The 17,123-nt window shown below is 77.5% G+C and carries 14 protein-coding genes; 5 read left to right on the forward strand and 9 right to left on the reverse strand.

Annotation, left to right across the window (positions count from 1 at the left end):
* Nucleotides 1-10: 10 nt before the first annotated feature.
* From J0910_RS14670 to J0910_RS14700, 7 genes are all read right to left on the reverse strand, one after another.
* A complete protein-coding gene (locus tag J0910_RS14670) occupies nucleotides 11-808 on the reverse strand; it encodes an ABC transporter permease (RefSeq protein ID WP_420159062.1) in 798 nt (265 codons plus the stop codon).
* Complete coding sequence (locus J0910_RS14675) at nucleotides 795-1,733, reverse strand: 2-aminoethylphosphonate ABC transporter permease subunit (protein ID WP_420159063.1); 939 nt, start codon at nucleotides 1,731-1,733, stop codon at nucleotides 795-797. Before J0910_RS14675 ends, J0910_RS14670 begins: the two co-directional genes overlap by 14 nt.
* A 327-nt stretch (nucleotides 1,734-2,060) precedes the next feature.
* Complete coding sequence (locus J0910_RS14680) at nucleotides 2,061-3,212, reverse strand: ABC transporter ATP-binding protein (protein ID WP_420159064.1); 1,152 nt, start codon at nucleotides 3,210-3,212, stop codon at nucleotides 2,061-2,063.
* A 100-nt stretch (nucleotides 3,213-3,312) separates the two neighbouring features.
* Nucleotides 3,313-4,035 (reverse strand): phosphonatase-like hydrolase, encoded by a 723-nt coding sequence (locus J0910_RS14685; protein ID WP_420159065.1) that lies wholly within the window; start codon nucleotides 4,033-4,035, stop codon nucleotides 3,313-3,315.
* The gene (locus J0910_RS14690; protein ID WP_420159066.1) at nucleotides 4,029-5,147 is read right to left on the reverse strand and encodes a TIGR03364 family FAD-dependent oxidoreductase; all 1,119 of its coding nucleotides are present in this window, start codon (nucleotides 5,145-5,147) and stop codon (nucleotides 4,029-4,031) included. Before J0910_RS14690 ends, J0910_RS14685 begins: the two co-directional genes overlap by 7 nt.
* Nucleotides 5,148-5,309: 162 nt before the next feature.
* The gene (locus tag J0910_RS14695; protein ID WP_420161996.1) at nucleotides 5,310-6,056 is read right to left on the reverse strand and encodes a GntR family transcriptional regulator; all 747 of its coding nucleotides are present in this window, start codon (nucleotides 6,054-6,056) and stop codon (nucleotides 5,310-5,312) included.
* 342 nt (nucleotides 6,057-6,398) lie between these two features.
* The gene (locus J0910_RS14700; RefSeq protein WP_420159067.1) at nucleotides 6,399-7,229 is read right to left on the reverse strand and encodes a nitrilase-related carbon-nitrogen hydrolase; all 831 of its coding nucleotides are present in this window, start codon (nucleotides 7,227-7,229) and stop codon (nucleotides 6,399-6,401) included.
* 566 nt (nucleotides 7,230-7,795) lie between these two features.
* Here J0910_RS14700 and J0910_RS14705 point away from each other — a divergent pair.
* The 5 genes from J0910_RS14705 (at nucleotide 7,796) to J0910_RS14725 (ending at nucleotide 13,248) form a co-directional block, all read left to right on the forward strand.
* On the forward strand, nucleotides 7,796-9,028 hold the full coding sequence (locus tag J0910_RS14705; RefSeq protein WP_420161997.1) for an aminotransferase-like domain-containing protein: 1,233 nt from the start codon (nucleotides 7,796-7,798) through the stop codon (nucleotides 9,026-9,028).
* Between the two features lie 159 nt (nucleotides 9,029-9,187).
* Nucleotides 9,188-10,138 (forward strand): D-alanine--D-alanine ligase family protein, encoded by a 951-nt coding sequence (locus J0910_RS14710; protein ID WP_420159068.1) that lies wholly within the window; start codon nucleotides 9,188-9,190, stop codon nucleotides 10,136-10,138.
* 87 nt (nucleotides 10,139-10,225) lie between these two features.
* On the forward strand, nucleotides 10,226-11,308 hold the full coding sequence (locus J0910_RS14715) for a DUF2330 domain-containing protein (RefSeq protein ID WP_420159069.1): 1,083 nt from the start codon (nucleotides 10,226-10,228) through the stop codon (nucleotides 11,306-11,308).
* A gap of 393 nt (nucleotides 11,309-11,701) precedes the next feature.
* On the forward strand, nucleotides 11,702-12,289 hold the full coding sequence (locus J0910_RS14720) for an RNA polymerase sigma factor (protein ID WP_420159070.1): 588 nt from the start codon (nucleotides 11,702-11,704) through the stop codon (nucleotides 12,287-12,289).
* Nucleotides 12,286-13,248 carry a hypothetical protein gene (locus tag J0910_RS14725; RefSeq protein ID WP_420159071.1) on the forward strand — a complete coding sequence of 321 codons (963 nt, stop codon included), beginning with the start codon at nucleotides 12,286-12,288 and terminating at the stop codon, nucleotides 13,246-13,248. Before J0910_RS14720 ends, J0910_RS14725 begins: the two co-directional genes overlap by 4 nt.
* A 258-nt stretch (nucleotides 13,249-13,506) precedes the next feature.
* Here the strand turns inward: J0910_RS14725 and J0910_RS14730 are convergent, their stop codons facing one another.
* Both J0910_RS14730 and J0910_RS14735 read right to left on the reverse strand, forming a co-directional pair.
* Nucleotides 13,507-14,454 (reverse strand): FAD binding domain-containing protein, encoded by a 948-nt coding sequence (locus J0910_RS14730; protein ID WP_420159072.1) that lies wholly within the window; start codon nucleotides 14,452-14,454, stop codon nucleotides 13,507-13,509.
* 67 nt (nucleotides 14,455-14,521) lie between these two features.
* Complete coding sequence (locus J0910_RS14735) at nucleotides 14,522-17,110, reverse strand: molybdopterin-dependent oxidoreductase (protein WP_420159073.1); 2,589 nt, start codon at nucleotides 17,108-17,110, stop codon at nucleotides 14,522-14,524.
* Nucleotides 17,111-17,123: the final 13 nt, after the last annotated feature.

Consider the following 17,123-nt stretch of genomic DNA (forward strand, 5'->3'; position numbering starts at 1 on the left):
AAGGGGCGGTTCAGCGCTGCTCGGCCCGGGAGCGGACCCGGGAGAGCAGCACCAGCGCGGTCAGGGTGGCGGCCATCAGCAGCACCGCCAGCGCGGCGCCGGTGTAGAGCGCGCCCCGGTCGGTGGAGGCGAAGATCCGCACCGGCAGCGGCAGCCAGTCCGGCGGGTAGAGCATCATGGTGGCGCTCAGCTCGCCCATGGACAGCGCGAAGCACAGCCCGGCGGCCGCGCCCAGCGACGGCAGCAGCAGCGGCAGCTTCACCTTCCACAGCACGTAGCCGGGGCGGCCGCCCAGCCCCGCGGCGGCCTGCTCGTAGGCCGGGTCCAGCCGGGCCAGGGCCGCCGTCAGCGACTGGTAGGCGAAGGCGGTCACCAGCACCGCGTGCGCCAGCATCACGATCCACCGGGTGCCGTTGAGCAGCAGCGGCGGGGCGCTGAACGCCACCAGCAGCGCCAGCCCCACCACCACCGAGGGGACCGCCACCGGCAGCATGAACACCGCGTCGACCGCGGTGCGCGCCCGCCGGCCCAGGCGCTGCGCGGCCAGCGCCGCCCAGGTCCCGGCGGTCAGCGCGGCAGCGCTGGCCACCGCCGCCGTCACCAGCGAGGTGTTCAGCGCCTGCAGCGAGTCCCCGCTCACCGCGGCGGTGTAGTTGCCCAGGGTCCAGGAGGACGGCAGCGCGCCGCTCCAGTTCCCGGCGAACGAGGCGGCCAGCACCACCGCGAACGGCAGTGCGAAGACCGGCAGGAACAGCGCGAAGAAGACGGCGTGCAGCGCCGCCCGGGCGCCCCGGCTATGCACCAGCACGGTCGCCTCCCCTCCCCGCCGAAGTGCGCGCCAGGACCATCCGGTACAGGCCGTACAGGGCGCACGACAGGGCGATGTTGACCACCGCGACCGCGCAGGCGGCGGTGTAGTCCGACTTCAGCATGGCGGTCGTGTAGACCAGCATCGGCAGGGTGACCACGTCCTTGGCCCCGGTGAACAGGATGATTCCGAACTCGTTCATGCACAGCACCAGCACCAGCGACCCGCCGGCGGCCAGGGAGGGCAGCGCGTCGGGCAGGATCACCCGGCCGATGATGCGCAGCGGCCGGGCGCCCAGCGACGCCGCCGCCTCGATCTGCGCGGTCTCGGTCTGGGAGAACGCCGCCAGCAGCGGGCGCATCACGAACGGCGTGAAGTAGGTGATCAGCGCCAGCAGCACGCCCCACGGGGTGGTGAGGAAGTCGAAGGGGCCCTCCGTCGCCCCCGTCGCCCCGGTCCACAGCCCGTTGGCCAGGCCCGCGGTGCCGTAGACGAACACCAGGGAGAGCGTGATCAGGAACGACGGGAAGGCGAGGAAGACGTTGATGAACCTTCCGGCGAACCGCGCCCCGGGGAACGGCACGAACGCGACGACCAGCGACAGGAAGAACCCGAGCAGCAGGCACCCGGCGGTCGCCCCCACGGCCAGCAGCACCGTGGTCACCAGCGCCTGCCGGAACGCCGCCGAGGAGGCGGTCTCGGCGTAGACCTCCAGGGTGAACCCGCTCCCGTCCGGGGCGGTGAAGGACTCCACCACCACCAGCACCAGCGGGTAGAGGAAGGCGAACCCCAGGGCGGCCAGCGGCGGCAGCACCCACGCCCACGCGGGGACCGCGCGCCGCCGGCGCCCCCTCCCCTCCGGTGCGGCCTGCGCCCCGGGCCCGCCGGAGGGCGGCGCCGGGGGCGGTGCGAGCACGTCGGTCATGGCCGGCCTCCGTTCCGGGCGGGGGGCGGCGCGGGGCGTCCGGCCCGGCGGCCGCCGGGCGCGCCTCTCCCCGGCGCCGCCCGGCGGCGCGGAGGCCCGGCAGGCCCCTCGGCGCCGCCGCGAGCGGGCGCCGGTTCCACCGGGAGGGCGCCGCGCAGGCCGGCGGGTACGGGCGCCGTCCGGCCCCCGGCCTCCGGCGCGCTCTCCGGCTCCGCGGAGCGGCGCACGAGGGGGAGGCCGCCCCGGCCGCCGGACGGATCCGGGGCGCGCCCCGCCGACCGGAGGAGGGCCGCTCCCGGTGCGGGCCGGGAGGGCCGCGAGAAGACGTCAGCCACCGGCCACCTCCGCGGGGGTCCGCGCGCCGGCGGCGTCCGCGCCCCCGGCCTCCTCGGCCGGGCGCGGGGCGGCGGCGCCCTGCTCCCCGGCCGGGAGCAGCACGGTGTCCTCGGGGGAGAAGGTCAGCCGGACCTCCTCGCCGGGGCGCGGCGGGTCGCGCAGCTCGGCCACGTCGGCGCGGACCTCGTGCCCGCCGACGTCGACGAAGAGCCGGTGCACCGACCCGCGCCACTGCGCGGTGAGCAGGCTCCCGCGCAGCTCGTTGCCGCCGTCGCCGCCCAGCGCGACCAGGTGCGGCCGCACGCACAGCGTCACCGCGCCCTCCGGGGCGTCCTGCGCCGCGCGCAGCCGCACCCCGCCGAACAGCGCGCCGCCGTCCCCGGCGCCGCGCGCCGGCAGCAGGTTCGCCCCGCCCACGAAGGACGCGGTGAACGCGGTGCGCGGGGTGCGGTACAGCTCCGCCGGGGTGCCGCAGTCCACCAGCCGGGCGTCCTTGAGCACCGCGATCCGGTCGGCCAGGGTCAGCGCCTCGACCTGGTCGTGCGTGACGTAGAGCATGGTCACCTCGGGCAGCTCCCGGTGCAGTCGGGCCAGCTCGGCCAGCATCCCCGAGCGCAGCTGCGCGTCGAGCGCGGAGAGCGGCTCGTCCAGCAGCAGCACGTCGGGGCGGATCGCCAGCGCCCGGGCGAGGGCGACCCGCTGCTGCTGCCCGCCGGACAGCTCCCGGGGGTAGCGCTTCGCGTAGCCGCCCATCCCGGTCATCTCCAGCGCCTCGGCCACCCGCCCGGGGATCTCCCGGCGCGGGGCCTTGCGCGCCTTCAGCCCGAAGGCCACGTTCTGCTCCACGCGCATGTGCGGGAAGAGCGCGTAGCTCTGCACCACCATGCCCACGCCCCGCAGGTGCGGGGCGAGGCCGGTGACGTCCCGCCCGGCCAGGTGGACCCGGCCCTGCGAGGGCCGGACGAACCCGGCCACCGCGCGCAGCGCCGTCGTCTTGCCCGAGCCGGACGGGCCGAGCAGGGCCACCACCTCGCCCCTGCGGACCTCCAGGTCGAACCGGTCCAGCACGGTCGACGCCCCGTAGGCGACGCTGACCTGCTCGAACCGGATCCCCGCCGCCGCGGTGCGGGGGGTTGGACTCATCGGGACCCCTCCTTCGGCGCCCCTGCCCTCGGGCGGGGCGGACGCTGTTCTCTGCGGGGCCGGGCGGGGGGCCCGCCCGGCCTTCCGGCGGCGGCCGCGCTCACCCGGACTCCTCGGCGCGCAGCAGCGCCGGAAGCCCGGCGACGGAGGGCAGCACCCGGTGGGCGCCGGCCTCCTCCAGGGCGGCCCGGTCGTGGGCGCCGGTGAGCACCCCCACCGCCAGGCCGGCTCCGGCCCGGCGCGCGCTGAGCACGTCGGAGCGGGTGTCGCCGGCCACCGCGACCCGGTCCACCGCGGGAACCGCGGCGGTGCGCAGGAACGCGGTCAGCACCAGGTCCGGGAAGGGGCGGCCGCGGCCCGCGTCGGCCGGGCTCAGCACCAGGTCGGCCAGGCCGTGCCAGCCCAGCGCCTCCAGCAGCGCGTCCCGGGTGGCCGGCGCGAAGCCGGTGGTCAGCACCACCCGGCGGCCCTGGGCGCGGAGCGTCCGCAGCGCCTCCTCGGCGCCCGGCAGCGGGGCGCACAGCCCCTCGCCCACCAGCTCGGCGTAGGCCTTCTCGAAGGCCCGGTTGGCCGCCCGGGCCCGCTCCTCGTCGCCGAACAGGTCGCGGAAGACCGCGATCTTCGACTGCCCCATGGTGGCCAGGACGTACGCGCGCATCTCCCGGTGCCGCGGGCTCCCCGCGGTGATCCCGGAGGCCTCGGCGGCGGCGTCGAACGCCCGCTCCACCAGCCCGTCGTCGGCCACCGTGGTGCCCGCCATGTCGCACACCACCAGGCCGAAGCGGGGGGCGCCCGCCTCGCGGGTCACGTCGTCGCTCACCATCCCAGCTCCTCGGCGGTCGTCTCGGCGATCGCCGGGGAGCAGGTCATCCCGCGCCCGCCGGGCCCGGTCACCAGCCACACCCCGTCGGCGACCCGCTCGCGGTGCACCACCCGGCCCGGGTCGGTGCACTGGGCGTACACCCCGGCCCAGCGCCGCCGCACCGGCGGCAGCGCCCGGCCCAGCAGGGCCTCGGCGGTCTCGCGCAGGTGCTCGTAGGGGGCCTCCTGCACGTCGAAGCCGAACGGCTCGTCGTACTCGTGGGTGTCGCCGATGGTCAGGCCGCCGTCCAGGCGCTGCACCATGAGCAGCTGCATGCGGTGCTCGGCGGCGACCGGCGGCTGCGGCTGCGCCTCGCCGAGGGCGTCCAGCGCGGTCCCGGCGTAGGCCGGGTAGTAGCGGAAGCTGTCGCCGTCGGCGACGGAGGTGGTCAGCGGCTCGTCCAGCGGGGCGGTCTGCATCATCTGCAGCCGCACCCTGCGCACCGGCGCCTCCGGGGCCAGCTCGCGGACCAGCCCGGACAGCGCCGCGCCGGGGGCCAGCAGCACCGCGTCGCCGGAGTGCGCCTCGCCGCGGTCGTCGCGCACCCGGCCGGTGCCGGCCTCGCGCACCTCCCGGCCGGGCAGGAAGGTGTAGCGGCCGCTCTCCTGCAGCGCCGCGCGGAGCGCGGGCAGCGCCACCCTGGACTCCACCGCGGCGTCCCGCCCGCACCACAGGGCGCCGCGGAACTCCCCGCGCAGGGCGGGGTTGACCTGCAGGACCTCGGCGGGGGAGAGCCATTTGAGGCCGCGCTCCCCGGCGTCCGGGCGGGACAGCACCTGCTCGGCGACGGCCTGCTCGGCCGCGGACCGCACCGGGGTCAGCGACCCGTTGGCGCGGAACCCGATGCCGGGGACCCGCGCGCCGATGCGCTCCCACAGCTCGCGGGCGCGCAGCGCCGCGTCCAGCTCCGCGCCGGGGGCGCGCCCGCCGACCCAGACCAGTCCGAAGTTGCGCACCGAGGCGCCCCGGGCCTCGGCTTCTCTCTCCAGGTGCAGGACCTCGTGTCCGCGCTGCACCGCCTCCCAGGCGTGCATCGTTCCGAGGATCCCGCCACCGATCACGATGACTCTCATGGCGGCAACACTCCACACCGCGGGTGGTGCGCCAGTGAACCGCCGCCGACGCGCGGGTGAAGCGGCAGGCAAGCTTGGACTAGACCCGTTATCTTTCCGTGATCACCTGGGCGGGTGCCCCGCCCGCCGCGGACCCGGGCGCGGCGCCGCGCGGCTGGAAGGTCAGGGCTCCTCGCGCAGCGCGGCGGTGAAGCTGAACCGGTCGCCCCGGTACAGCGAGCGGACGTGCTCCACCGGGGTGCCGTCCGCGTCCCGGGACAGCCGGTTCAGCAGCAGCATGGGCAGCGCCGGCGGCGTGCCGATGAGCAGCGCCTCGCGCGGGGTGGCCAGCAGCGTCTCGATCCGCTCCTCGCCCTCGGCCAGCCGCACCCCGTGCCGGCCCAGGTAGGAGTAGAACGAGGAGTCCGGGTCGAACCCGGTGTCCAGGTCGGGGAAGCGGCCGGCCGGCACGTAGGTGCTCTCCAGGCCGACGCGCTCCTCGTCGGCGAAGAGCACCCGCTCCATGTGCCAGACCTGGTCGCCGGCGCCGATGCCCAGCCGCGCGCCGAGGGCGCCGCCGGCCGGGCGGCGCTCCAGCCCGATCAGGGTCCGGCCGGGCACCTGGCCGCGGTGCCGCACCCCCTCGGTGTAGCTGCGCAGCGACAGCGGCTGGGCCAGCTTCGGCCCGGCCACCGCGGTGCCCCGGCCGGAGCGGCGCAGCCGCCCCTGCAGCAGCAGGTCGCGCAGGGCCTGGCGGACCGTCTCCCGCGCCACCCCGAACCGCTCGGCCAGCTCCCGCTCGGTGGGCAGCACCGAGCCCTCGGCCATCCCGCCGACCAGCTCCTCCACCGCGGTCTTCACCGCGTAGTACTTGGGCACCCGGCCGTGCTCGGGCACCCCCGAGCGGACCGGGGCCTCGGGGGAGGCCACCGGTTCGGTGAGCGCGGCGGCGGTCGGGGCGGGGGCGGGCGTCGTCTCCACCCGCTCATCGTGGCAGAGCGCTCTCGCGCCCCGCTCGGCAACCCCGCCGGCGATGCGCGGGAGCAGCCCCCTCGGGCGCTGATCTCGGAGTTGCGGGGCCGTCGGAGCGCTCCGACGGCCCCGCAACTCCGAGATCAGCGGGGGAAGGGCGGGGAGGCGGGTGTTCTTCTGCGCCCGCGGCCTTTTCCCGTCAGCGATCTGAGGGGCGCCGGGGCCGCCGGCTGGTCTCCGGATCCCCGAGCGGAGGGGGCCGTTCGGCCGGCCGGGCGGAGGCGGCCGCCCGGCCGTCGCTCAGCCGGTCTCCGCGGAGTGCAGCCGGCCGATCTCCCGGGAGAGCAGGTCGAACCGCGGGTCCTGGAGGAGCGGGACGGCGCGCCGCCGCCGCCGGGCCGCGTGCACGTCGACGTCGGCCACCACCAGGGCCGGCTCCCACAGCGGGGCCTCGGCCACCACCGCGCCGCCCGGGTCCACCACGTGCGAGCCGCCCCAGAACGAGGCGCCGTTCTCGTCGCCCACCCGGTTCACGAACACCACCCAGCACTGCTGCATCCGCGCGGTGTAGCGGAGCAGCTCGCGCCAGTAGCTGAAGTTGTCCACGGTGGACTCGTCGCTGACCGCCGCGCTGTTCGCGGTGACCAGCAGCACCTCCGCGCCGTCCTGCGCGGCCAGCCACGGCAGCATCGGCTGCCAGGCGTCGTTGCAGATCAGCGAGGCCATCCTGCCGTGCGCGGTGTCGAACGCGTTCAGCCGCTGACCGGGGTAGAAGTGCTTGCGCTCCTCCCACATCAGGTAGTTCGGCAGGTAGAGCTTGCGCTGGACGTGCACCGCGCGGCCGCCGGACAGGTAGACCGAGGTGTTGTGGTGCCGCAGCCCGGCCCGCTCGTAGATGCCGGCCAGTACGTCGGGGCCGGCCTCGGAGAGCGCGGCCAGCCGCGGGTCGCCGGCCGCCACCGAGGTGTCCTCGGCGACCGAGCCCAGGGCGTACCCGTGCAGGCTCAGTTCCGGGAAGACCACCAGGTCGGCGCCGTCTTCGGCCGCCTCGGCGATCCTCTGCCGCGCTTCGCCGAGATTGCTCTGGACGTCACCGAGCCGAGCGTCCGTCTGCGCGATCGCGATACGCACTGCACACCCCCTGAACCCTGATCGAGGAAGAGAAGAGACCGCCGGCGGGCGGGCGCGGCGGAGGCCGCTGCGCGTTCCGGAACACCGCCGGGGCGGTTCATGTTCCCATACCGAAGAACCTGGTCAGAACGGTCCGGACGGGCCTTTTCGGCGGTGCGGGCGGTGATGTCGGCCATGCCCGGGCCGGCGTGCGCCGCGGCGCGTTCCGGGCCGGTGCCGCCCGGCCGGGAAAGCCCTGCGCACACGGCCGCCCCGGCCGCGCGCCGGCCCGGTTTCCGGGTGATTCGTCCCGATACCGCGGGTCGGCCCCGGGAGGCCGCCGCGCGCACGTAGACTGGCCCGATGACCGACCGGGGCGCCCGGGCGTCCGCGCCCGCCCGTCCCGGTCCGCATGTCCGGGGCACCCGGCAGAACCACCGCGCGCCCCCGGGCGTCCCACCTGTCCCAAGCCGAAACAGCGGAGGTGGACCGTGACCACGGATCCCCGGGAGACCACCGGCAAGCCCGCGCCGCAGGGCTCGCGCATCGACCCCTACGTCGGCGCCTACGCCGCACGGGCACAGGGCATGGTGGCATCGGAGGTCCGCGCGCTGTTCGCCGTCGCCTCCCGCCCCGAGGTGGTCTCGCTGGCCGGCGGGATGCCCAACGTGAGCGCGCTGCCGCTGGAGGACATGGGCGACATCGTCCGCCGGGTCACCACCGAGCAGGGCGCCACCGCGCTGCAGTACGGCTCCGCCCAGGGCGACCCGGCGCTGCGCGAGCGGATCTGCGAGGTCATGGCGCTGGAGGGCATCGACGCCTCCGCCGAGGACGTCATCGTCACCGTCGGCTCCCAGCAGGCCCTCGACCTCGTCACCAGGGTCTTCATCGACCCGGGCGACGTGGTGCTGGCCGAGGCGCCCACCTACGTCACCGCGATCAACACCTTCGCCGCCTTCCAGGCCGACATCCAGCACGTCGCCATGGACGACGAAGGGGTGCTCCCCGAGGCGCTGGAGGAGCGGCTGACCGCGCTGGCCGCCGCCGGGCGCCGGGCCAAGTTCTTCTACACCGTGCCCAACTTCCAGAACCCCGCCGGCGTCACCCTCACCGCCGGGCGCCGCCGCCGCGTCCTGGAGATCTGCCGCAGGCACGGCCTGCTCGTGCTCGAGGACAACCCCTACGGCCTGCTCCGCTACGAGGGCGAGGCCGAGCGCGCGCTCCGCGCCGACGCCCCGGACAACGTCATCTACCTCGGCTCGTTCTCCAAGACCCTCTCGCCCGGCTTCCGCATCGGGTGGGCGCTGGCCCCCTCGGCGGTGCGCGCCAAGCTCGTCCTGGCCGCCGAATCGGCCATGCTCAGCCACTCCACCTTCAACCAGCTGGTGGTCGGCCGCTACCTCGCCGAGCACCCGTGGCGCGAGCAGATCAAGGAGTTCAACGAGATGTACCGCGAGCGGCGCGACGCCATGCTCGCGAGCCTGGAGGCGCTGATGCCCCCCGGCGCCTCCTGGACCCGGCCCGAGGGCGGCTTCTTCGTCTGGGTGACCCTGCCCGAGGGCCTGGACGCCAAGGCCATGCTGCCCCGCGCGGTCGGCGAGCGGGTCGCCTACGTGCCGGGCACCGGCTTCTTCGCCTCCGACGAGGGGCACCGCAACATGCGGCTGTCGTTCTGCTACCCCACCCCCGAGCAGATCCGCGAGGGCGTCCGGCGGCTGGTGGGCGTCATCGAGAACGAGGCGGCGCTGCGCGACACCTTCGGCACCACCCCCGCGCCGCCCGCCCCCGGCGGCGACGCCCCCACCCCCGACCTGCCCTAGCGGCCGGGGCCCGGACCGGCGGCGGTCCCGGGGGCCGGACTCGAGAAGGCGGAACCAGACGTGACAGCAGCACACCCGCCGGAGGGCACGGCGCCCTCCGGCGCCGCGCGGACGGCGCCGCCGTCCGCGCGCGCGGCGCGACAGAAAGTGGGCAGAACAGTGGCCGACCTCCACCGGGTCCTTGTCCTCGCCGGCGGGCTCTCCCCCGAGCACGAGGTGAGCGTGCGCTCCGGGCTCCGGGTGGCGGAGTCCCTGCGACGGCTCGACGTCGAGGTGCAGACCGCCGACGTCGACGCCGCCCTGCTGGGCCGGCTGGCCGCCGACCCGCCGCAGGCCGTCTTCCCGGTGCTGCACGGAGCCCCCGGCGAGGACGGCGCCATCCGCGAGGTGCTGGAGACCAGCGGCGTGCCCTACGTCGGGGCGCGCCCCGACGCCTGCCGGGCCGCGTTCTCCAAGCCCATCGCCAAGTCCCTGGTCGCCGCGGAGGGCGTGCCGGTCCCGCGCGGCGTCACCCTGCCCAAGACCGCCTTCCGCGACCTGGGCGCCCGCGAACTGGTCGACCGGATCGCCGCCGCGCTGGGCCTGCCGCTCTTCGTCAAGCCGGACCGGGGCGGGTCCGCGTTCGGCGCCGCCCCCGCGGCCACCGCCGACGAGCTCTCCAACGCCCTGGTCAGCAGCTTCGCCTACGGCGACACCGCCATGGTGGAGGAGCGCGTCGACGGCACCGAGATCGCGGTCGGCGTCGTCGACACCGGGGACGGCCCGGTGGCGCTGCCGCCGGTGGAGATCGTGCCGGACGGCGGCGTCTACGACTACTCGGCCCGCTACACCGCCGGGCGCACCGAGTTCTTCGCCCCGGCCCGGCTGGACGGGGCGGCCGCCCGCGCCGCCATGGACGCCGCGCTCACCGCGCACCGCGCGCTGGGCCTGCGCGACCTGTCCCGCACCGACATGATCGCCGAGCCCTCCGGGCGGGTGGTCTTCCTGGAGGCCAACGTCGCCCCCGGGATGACCGAGACCTCGCTGTTCCCGATGGCCCTCCAGGCCGCCGGCATGGACTTCGGCATCACCTGCCGGGAGCTGGCCCACCGGGCGCTGCTCCGCGGCTGAGCCGGGGGAACCGGGCGCCGCCGCGCACCGTCCCACTCCCGCCGGGCCGGCAGGGCCCGGGAGGCGGGCGAGGAAGGGCGGCGGGCCATGGGGCACGGGCGGTGGGCGGCGCGCGCGGGGGCCGTCGCGGCGGCGGCGCTACTGGCGGGCGGGCTCGGCCTGCCCGCCGCCACCGGGTCCTGGGCCTGCGCCTGCGGCGCCCTGGTCTCCGAGGCCGAGGTCGCCGACGAGGCGGCGGTGGTGCGCGTCGGCGACGGCGAGCAGAGCGTGCTGATGCGGCTGGGGCTCAGCGGCACCGCGCCCGAGGCGGCCCTGGTGCTGCCCACGCCCGCCCCCGCGGAGGCCTCCCTCGGGGAGAGCGGGGTCTTCGGCGATCTGGACCGGGTCGCCGCCCCGGAGCGGGTCCCCGCCGACGACTGGTGGCCCGACGACCTGTTCTCGCCGTACGGGGCGGGCGACGCCGCCGGCGGCGCCCCCGGCGGCGTGGACGTGCTGGAGCGCTCCCGGCTGGGCCCGCTGGACGTCGCGGTGCTCGGCGCCGCGGACGAGGGCGCGCTGGCCGGCTGGCTGGACGAGGAGGGCTTCGAACTGGAGCCCGAGGTCGAGCGGCGGCTGGCCCCCTACGTCGAAGAGGGCTGGTACTACGTCGCGGTCCGGCTCGCCCCGGACGGCGGGGAGGAGCTCCGGGGCGGGCTGCAGCCGCTCCGCGTCGACTTCGAGACCGACGAACCGGTCTACCCGATGCGGCTGACCGGCGCCGCCGAGCGCCCCCAGACCGTCCGCCTCTACCTGCTCGGCGAGCACCGGATGGAGCGGACCGACGGGCTGGCGGCCGACGTCCCGGCCCACGTCGACTTCGCCGGCCCGGTCGACCCCGCGGACCTGGCCTCCGCGGAGGCCGCCGAGCTGGTCGGCGACGGCGCCTACCTCACCGTGCTCCAGCACGACATCGACGACCCCTCCCGGGTCACCGACGACTTCCGGTTCGCCCCCGCGGCCTCCGACACCCCCCACCGGGAGGTCGTCGCGGTGCCGCGCCCGGTCTACATCATGGGCGTCGCCGGCGGCCCGTTCCTGGTCTCCGCCGGCCTGCTCGCCGCGGGCGCGGCGGCCGCCGCCGCGCTGCTCGTCCGCCGCCGCGGGCGCCGCACCGCCCCGCCGGCCGGCTGAGCGGAGGCGCGCCCGCACCCCGCCCCGGCGGACCGAGAGGCCGCCCGGGCGGGGCGGGTCCCGAGGGCACGGGGACCGCGCGGTGCCCCCCGGACCGAGCACCCGGGCGCAGGCGGCGGCCAGGGCGCCGAGGCGGGCCCGGACCCGGCGGGGGAGGCGGCCGGGAGCGCCGGTGAACGGCGGCACCCGGACGGCGGCGCCGGGCTCCGGCCCGCTGCATCCGCCCGGCCCGCCGGTGGCCGCGGTCCCCTTCCCGGGCAGGAGCGGGCCGGGAAAGGGCGGTGCCGCCGTCCGGGCGCGGGGGAGAGCCGGAGATCCGGTGAAACGCGGGCGGCCCGGCCGGACATGGAGAGGGGAAGGACGGAGAACCCCACCCGCCGAAAAGAGGCCGCCTTGCCCCCAGAGGACCCAGGTCCGCCCCCGGACGCCGAGCGTTTCGAGGCGGCCTACGCCGCCTACCGGGACGACCTGCTCAGATACGCGCTCCGCCGGACCGAGCACCCCGACGAGGCCGCCGACACGGTGGCCGACACCTTCCTCATCGCCTGGCAGCGCATCGACGCGCTGCCACCGGGCGACCAGGGGCTCCCCTGGCTCTACGGGGTCGCCCGCAACGTGCTCGCCAACCGGGGCCGGGGCACGCGCCGCCGCACCCGGCTGGCCGAGCGGCTCCGCGCGGAGGCGGCCGGCACCGCCGTCACCCCGCCCGCGGGCGCCGGCCTCGTCGACATCGGCCGGGTGTTCCGCGCCCTCCCGGAGACCGACCGCGAACTGCTCTCCCTGGCCGGGTGGGAGGAGCTGGAGGCGGCCGAGATCGCCATCGCCCTCGGGATCTCCCGCAACGCCGTGCGCATCCGGCTGCACCGCGCCCGCAAGCGGTTCAGGAGGGCGCTGCACGCCGCCGGCCTGGCCCCCGGCCCGGGAGCCCCGGAGGAGCCGCTGACCGCAGTCCACGCCTATGGAATGGGAGGCACCCGATGAGGCGTGCGAACGACGAGACCGGGCGCGCGCTGCGCGCCATCGAACCCCGCATCGACGGGCTGCCGGAGACCTCCGCGTCCTCCGCGGAGGGCGTCCTCGCGCTGGTCGAGGCCGACGCCCGGGACGCCGCGGGCGGCGCGGACCGCGCCCTCCCCCAACCCGCCCCGGACCGGTCCCGGCGGCGCCTGCTCCGCACCGCCTTCGTCGTCCCCGCGGCGGCCGCCGCCGTGCTGGGGGCCGCGGTGCTCACCCCGGGGGGCGCCGACCGGCTGCCCCTCTTCGGGCCCGGGGAGGCCCGTGCCCTGGAGATCACCGAGGACGACCACTACGTCATCGCCGAGATCGTCGACCCGAGGGCCGACACCGCCGAGTACGCCGAGGAGCTCGCCGAGTACGGGGTCGATGTGCGGCTCAACCTGATCCCCCGGATGCCGGGGGAGGAGGGCGTCGAGATCCTGGGGGTGTCCTGGCGCAGCGGACCGCCCGAGGGCCGCGACGTGCAGCTCGACCCCGGCGCGGAGTGCGACGCCTCGGGCTCCTGCCCCATGGTGCTGAAGGTCCCCAAGGACTACCGGGACACGGTGCGGATCGACGTGTCGCGGGACGCCGCCCCCGGGGAGTACTGGGACGGCTCCTCGCCGGTGGACGACGCCTCCGCCATCGGGGTCATCGACACCGGGGCCCTGGAGGGCCGCCCGGTCGCCGAGGTCCGCGAGCGGCTGGCGGAGGCCGGGTTCGAGGTGGACGCCTTCAACCGGCTGGAGCCGGAGACCGAGGCGGACGGGGGGCGGTCCCGGACCGGGCTGGAACCGGACGAGGTCCCCGGCGACCTGTTCGTCGCGGCCGTGCTGTACGTCCCGTTCTCCGGCTCGGTCGAGCTGACCCTCACCGAGGACCGGGACGACCCCTTCGTGGGCAGCGGCGGCCAGATGATCGGCCTGGAGGAGCTCGACGACTGAGCCGGGCGGCACCGGTCGCGGGGCGGCGCGGGGGAGGCGGCCTCCCCCGCGCCGCCCCGCCGTCCCGCCGCCGCGTCCGGCGGGGACCCCGGGCGCCGGCCCCTCCGCGAAGCGCGCCGGAACCCGCCCGCGGCCGGAACCGCCCGGCCGCCCCGCGCGGAAGGCGGGGGAGAAGGCCGCCGCAGCGGCACCCCGGCGCAGGACGGCCGCCAGGGCGGGGCGGCCGGACCTTCGAGAGGCGGCCGCCCTGCGGGCCGGTCAGGCCAGGGCCTGCTCCAGGGCGTCGCGGACCGTGTCGCGGAGCAGCGTCGCCTTGTACCGGGTGCCCGGCAGCGGCGAGCAGCGGCCCGGCAGGCCGGCCACCGCCTCCGCCGCGGCGGACGGGTCCGCCGCACCGCCGACCAGGGCGGCCTCCACCTCGGGCAGCCGGACGGGGGCGCGGGCGACACCGCCGGCCGCGACCGCCGCCGCGGTCACCCGGCCGCCGTCGCGCACCACCCGGGCGACCGCCTCCACCATCGGCCACTCCGCGCGGGAGCGGCCGGTGGCCCGCCGGTAGGCCGCCGTCTCGCCCGCGGCGGGCGGCGGCAGCAGTACCGCGGTCAGCAGGTCCCCGGCGGCCAGCACGTGGTCGCGGGCCCCGTCGGCGGGGTCGTAGAGGTCGGCGACCGGCAGCACCGAGGGCCCGCCGGACCGCACCGCCTCCACCCGGGCGCCGTAGACCAGCAGCGCCGCCGCCAGCGACGACGGGTGCGGCGCCACGCAGGGGGAGGTGTCGAAGACGGTGCCGTGCCGGTGGTCGCCCTCCCGGGCCGGGCAGCCCGCGCCGCCGTCCTGGTGGCAGGAGAACGCCGGGTTGCGGAAGTACCAGCAGCGGTTGCGCTGCAGCAGGTTGCCGCCGAGCGTGCCCACCGCGCGGATCTGCGGGGTGGCCAGCGCGGCGGCGGTCGCGGTCAGCGCCGGGTAGGCCTCGCGCAGCGCGGGGTCGGCCGCGATCCGGGCGACGGTGGTGGTCGCCCCGATCCGCGCCGCCCCCGCGGAGTCCCACTCGGTGCCGCGCAGCCCCGCCACCCGGCCCAGGTCGGTGAAGGGGCCGGGCGCGGCCCCGGCGGCCGCGCGGGCCATCACATCGGTGCCGCCCGCGCGGGCCTCCCCGCCGCGCTCCAGCAGGGCCGCCGCGGCGGCGACGTCGGTCGGTGCACTCATCGCGGATCCTTCCGTCGAAGCTCGGTGCGGGCGCCTCCGGCCGGAGGCCGGAGGGGGCGGCCGGGGCTCACCCGATCCCTTCCAGCAGCCGGGCCGGGGTGATGGGCAGGTCCAGCGGGCGCCAGCCGGTGGCGGCGCGGACCGCGTTGGCCACCGAGGCCGCCACCCCGACGGTGGTCACCTCGCCCAGGCCGACGCCGCCGCCGGGCACGTGCTCCCAGCCCTCCTGGTGGAAGTGGACGTCGATGTCGGGGACGTCGCCGATCCCGGGGACCCGGTAGTCCTCCAGGTTCTCGGTGAGCACCGCGCCGGTGGCCGGGTCGGTGACGCGCTGCTCGAACAGGGCGTAGCCGATGCCCTGCACCACGCCGCCCTCGGCCTGGTTGCGGGCGGGCCGCTCGGCGTAGATCCGCCCGGAGGCCACCCCGGCCCAGCAGCGCAGCGGCCGCACCGACCCGAGGAGGGTGTCCACCTCCACCTCCATCACGTGCAGCGCCCCGGCCAGGCCGCGGCCGATCGCGACCACCCCGCCGCTCACCGCCGGGGTGAGGGCGCCGTACCGGTCGCGGGCGCGGCGCCCGGTGGCGCGCAGCCCCTCGGCGGACTTCAGCGCCTCCCGGGTGACCGGGACGCCGCCGGCTCCGCGCCTGCCCAGCTCCGCGGCGAGCGAGCGGGCCGCGTCGCGGGCGGCGGGGCCGACCGAGGTGGTGCTGCGGCTGCCGAACGCCCCGGGCCCCGGGACCGGGCCGCTGTCGCCGGTCTCCACCTCGACCTGGTCGGCCTCCAGCCCCAGCTCCTCGCGGACCACCCGGGCGATGACGGTGCGCACCCCGGTGCCGATGTCCTGGGTGGCGGTGCGGGCCACCACCCGGCCGTCCTCCACCGCCAGCTCCACCCGCGCGCTGGGGTCCATCAGGTAGGGCCAGTTGGAGGCGGCCACCCCGACCCCGCGGCGGAACCGCCCGGTCTGCGGGCCGCGGGGCCGGTCCCGCCAGAGCGGCAGGGCCGCGGCGGCGTCGTAGAGGGCGTGCCGCTTGGGGTTGCCGTCCCAGCGGCGGCGGAGCGCGACCGGGTCCTCGCCCAGCCGGTCGGCGAGCTCGTCCACCGCCTGCTCCAGCGCCCAGGCCAGCGGGGCGCCGTTGGGGCCGCGGAACGGCGCGCCCGGCGGCCGGTTGGTGACCACGTCGTAGTCGCGGACCCGGCGCGGCGCGCGGCCGTAGACCAGCATCGCCATCGCGGCGACGGCGGAGCCGATGGAGACGCCGCCGTCGCCCCAGGCGTCCACGGTCAGCGCGGACAGCCCGCCGTCGGCGCCGGCGAGCATGGCCAGCCGGGTGCGGGTGCCCGGCCGGTTCCCGGCGTCGGAGAGCTCCTCGGTCCGGTCGAAGACCAGCCGCACCGGCGCCCCGGCCAGCCGGGCCAGCTCGACCGCGGCGACCGTCTCCAGGCCCAGCCCCGCCTTGGCGCCGAACCCCCCGCCGACGTGGTGGGCGCGCACGTGCACCCGCTCCGGGGGCAGGCCCCAGCGCCGCGCGGCGGCCCGGGCCAGCCCGTCGACGGTCTGGGTGGAGGCCTCGATGTACAGTTCGCCGCCGTCCCAGCGGGCGGTGCAGGCGTGCGGTTCGAGCGGGGTGTGCACCTGCACCGCGGTGCTGAACTCCGCGGCGAACAGCAGCCGGTCGCCGCGGGCGTGCGCCTGGTCGATCCGCCGTACGGCGGTGCCGCGCCGGAACCCCAGCCCGGCCGGGCCGCGGACGTTCCCCCGCCAGCGGGCGGGGAGGGTTCCCCCCTCGCTGCTGGACGGTGCGGCGCGGCGCGCCTTCGGGTCGGGGTAGACCTGCGGCGCGTCGGGCTTGCCGGCCTGCTCGGTGTCGAGGGCGGCCGGGAGCTCCTCGTAGTCGACCCGGACCGCGGCGGCCGCGGCGCGGGCCGCCGCCCGGGTCGGCGCGGCGACCGCCAGCACCGGCCGGCCGGTGTAGCGCACCGTGCGGTCCCCGCCGAGCAGGTCGGTGTGGACCGCCCCCAGCCCCTCCAGCGCCCCGGTGTCCACGGAGCGGACCCGGGCGTGCGGGACGGGGGAGCGCACCACGACCGCCTCCCAGTACCCCTCCGGGTAGGAGTCGGTGGCGTACCGGGCCCGGCCGGAGACCTTCTCCGCCGCCTCGGCCCGGGGCGGTTCGGCGCCGGTGTCCTCATCGAAGGCGCCGGTGCAGGCGGCCGCGACGGCGGCGTAGATCCCCTGGTAGGCGCCGCAGCGGCAGAGGTGGCCGGCGAGCGCGTCGGCGATCTCGCCCCGGTCGGGGGCGGTGTCGCCGTGCTCGGCGCGCCAGCGGTCGGTGAAGGCGGCGGCCTCCACCACGAAGCCCGGGGTGCAGAAGCCGCACTGCAGCGCGTCGTGCGCGGCGAAGGCGCGCTGCACCGGGTGGTCGCCGCCGAGGCCTTCGACGGTGGTGACCGAGCGCCCCTCCAAGGCGGAGCAGGGCAGCAGGCAGGAGGCGGCGGGCTCGCCGTCGAGCAGCACGGTGCAGGCGCCGCAGACCCCCTGGCCGCAGGCGACCTTGGTGCCGGTGAGGCCGAGCCCTTCGCGGATCAGCCCGGCGGCGGGCGCGTCGGGGTCGGGTACGGCGGCGGGTTCGCCGTTGACGGTGGTGTCCAAGGCGTGCCTCCCG

This window comes from Nocardiopsis oceanisediminis, assembly GCF_048595525.1.
Taxonomy (GTDB): domain Bacteria; phylum Actinomycetota; class Actinomycetes; order Streptosporangiales; family Streptosporangiaceae; genus Nocardiopsis_A; species Nocardiopsis_A oceanisediminis.

What these genes read in the sequence shown, in the direction of transcription:
- J0910_RS14725 (WP_420159071.1), top strand. Translation starts at nt 12,286, where the DNA reads ATGAGGCGTGCGAACGACGAGACCGGGCGCGCGCTGCGCGCCATCGAA.
- J0910_RS14675 (WP_420159063.1), bottom strand. Translation starts at nt 1,733, where the DNA reads ATGACCGACGTGCTCGCACCGCCCCCGGCGCCGCCCTCCGGCGGGCCC.
- J0910_RS14680 (WP_420159064.1), bottom strand. Translation starts at nt 3,212, where the DNA reads ATGAGTCCAACCCCCCGCACCGCGGCGGCGGGGATCCGGTTCGAGCAG.
- J0910_RS14705 (WP_420161997.1), top strand. Translation starts at nt 7,796, where the DNA reads ATGGTGGCATCGGAGGTCCGCGCGCTGTTCGCCGTCGCCTCCCGCCCC.
- J0910_RS14715 (WP_420159069.1), top strand. Translation starts at nt 10,226, where the DNA reads ATGGGGCACGGGCGGTGGGCGGCGCGCGCGGGGGCCGTCGCGGCGGCG.
- J0910_RS14685 (WP_420159065.1), bottom strand. Translation starts at nt 4,035, where the DNA reads ATGGTGAGCGACGACGTGACCCGCGAGGCGGGCGCCCCCCGCTTCGGC.
- J0910_RS14730 (WP_420159072.1), bottom strand. Translation starts at nt 14,454, where the DNA reads ATGAGTGCACCGACCGACGTCGCCGCCGCGGCGGCCCTGCTGGAGCGC.
- J0910_RS14690 (WP_420159066.1), bottom strand. Translation starts at nt 5,147, where the DNA reads ATGAGAGTCATCGTGATCGGTGGCGGGATCCTCGGAACGATGCACGCC.